Origin of the sequence: Streptomyces sp. NPDC059900 (assembly GCF_050270335.1) — a bacterium.
GTDB lineage: Bacteria > Actinomycetota > Actinomycetes > Streptomycetales > Streptomycetaceae > Streptomyces.
Genome location: NZ_JBNNJZ010001026.1, coordinates 1 through 1,661, shown reverse-complemented (window position 1 = coordinate 1,661; position 1,661 = coordinate 1). Strand labels below are relative to the sequence as shown.

Genomic DNA, 1,661 nt, shown 5'->3' with positions numbered 1-1,661 from the left:
CTCTTCACGCTCTTCACGATGGGGCTGATGTTCCCCTTCGCCGTGGCGATCCTGCCGCTGTTCATCCTGCTGCGCACCTTCGGACTCCTCGACAACCCGTGGGGCGTGATCCTGCCGCAGGCCGCGTTCGGGCTGCCCATCACCATCGTCATCCTGCGCGGCTTCTTCCGGCAGATACCCGGCGAACTGGAGGAGGCAGCCACCCTCGACGGGTGCACCCCCTTCGGCTTCTTCTGGCGGATCCTGCTGCCGATGGCACGCCCGGCGCTCGGCACCGTCTCCGTCCTCGCCGTGGTCAGCAGCTGGAACAACTTCCTGCTGCCGCTGCTCGTGTTCAGCAACGAGACCTGGTGGACCATCCCCGTCGGCGTCCAGCAGTTCCAGGGCCAATACGCCACCGACATCGCCCGCGTCTTCGCCTACCTCGTCCTGGCCATGGTGCCCGCGCTCGCCTTCTACGCCGTCGCCGAACGCCAGCTGGTCGGCGGCATCACGGTGGGCGCGACCAAGGGCTGAGACCGCAACCAAGGGCTGAGACAGCAACCCTCGGCTGACACCGCACCACCGCACCACCAGGCACCGCCGCACACCGCACCGCCGGGCCCCGCCACCACCGCCCGCACACACCGCACCTGAGGAGTTCCATGGTCAAGCCCTGGCAGGACACCACCCTGCCCGCCAAGGTCCGGGCAGCGGACCTGCTCGCCCGGATGACCACCGAGGAGAAGACCGCCCAGTTGTCCAGCGTGTGGCTGGGGGCCGACATCGACACCGACAGCGCCGCCGTCGCGCCGGGACAGCACGCCTACGTCGCCGAGAGCGCAGTCCTGGACGCCCTGCTCCCGCACGGCCTGGGCCATCTGACCCGGCCCTTCGGCACCGTCCCCCTCGAGCCCGCGGCGGGCGCGGCACGCCTGGCGGACCTGCAGCACCGGATCCGTTCCGCGAACCGCTTCGCTCTGCCGGCGCTTGCCCACGAGGAGTGCCTGACCGGCTTCGCCGCCTGGCAGGCCACCATCTTCCCGACGCCGCTCGCCTGGGGCGCCACCTTCGACCCGGCCCTGATCACCGAGATGGCCCAGGCCATCGGCACGTCGATGCGCACGGTCGGCATCCACCAGGGCCTGGCCCCCGTCCTCGACGTCGTCCGCGACCCCCGCTGGGGCCGCACCGAGGAGTCCATCGGCGAGGACCCGTACCTGGTCGGCACCATCGGCAGCGCCTACGTGCGCGGCCTGGAGGCCGCAGGGATCGTCGCCACCCTCAAGCACTTCGCCGGGTACTCGGCCTCGCGCGGCGCCCGCAACCACGCGCCCGCCTCCATCGGACCGCGCGAACTCGCCGACATCTTCCTGCCCCCGTTCGAGATGGCCTTGCGCGAAGGCGGCGCCCGCTCCGTGATGGCCTCCTACAACGACATCGACGGACTTCCCGGACACGCCCACACCGGTCTACTCACCCACCTCCTGCGCGACACATGGCAGTTCACCGGCACGGTCGTCGCCGACTACTTCGGCATCGCCTTCCTGGAGTCCGCCCACCAGGTGGCCGCGACGGAGGGGGACGCCGCGCGGATCGCCCTCGCGGCCGGCGTCGACGTAGAACTGCCCGCCGCGCGCTGCCTGCCCGCGGCCGACCACCTTCCCCAGGACCTGATCGAC

The 1,661-nt window shown here is 71.1% G+C and carries 2 protein-coding genes; both read left to right on the top strand.

All coding sequences use genetic code 11. The features are described 5' to 3' along the window. On the top strand, positions 1 to 516 hold a 516-nt coding region (locus ACQKIP_RS46875), incomplete at its 5' end, for a carbohydrate ABC transporter permease (RefSeq protein ID WP_427745809.1). A gap of 128 nt (positions 517 to 644) precedes the next feature. Beyond that, positions 645 to 1,661, top strand: a 1,017-nt coding sequence (locus ACQKIP_RS46870) for a glycoside hydrolase family 3 protein (RefSeq protein WP_427745808.1), incomplete at its 3' end; no start/stop codon positions are given.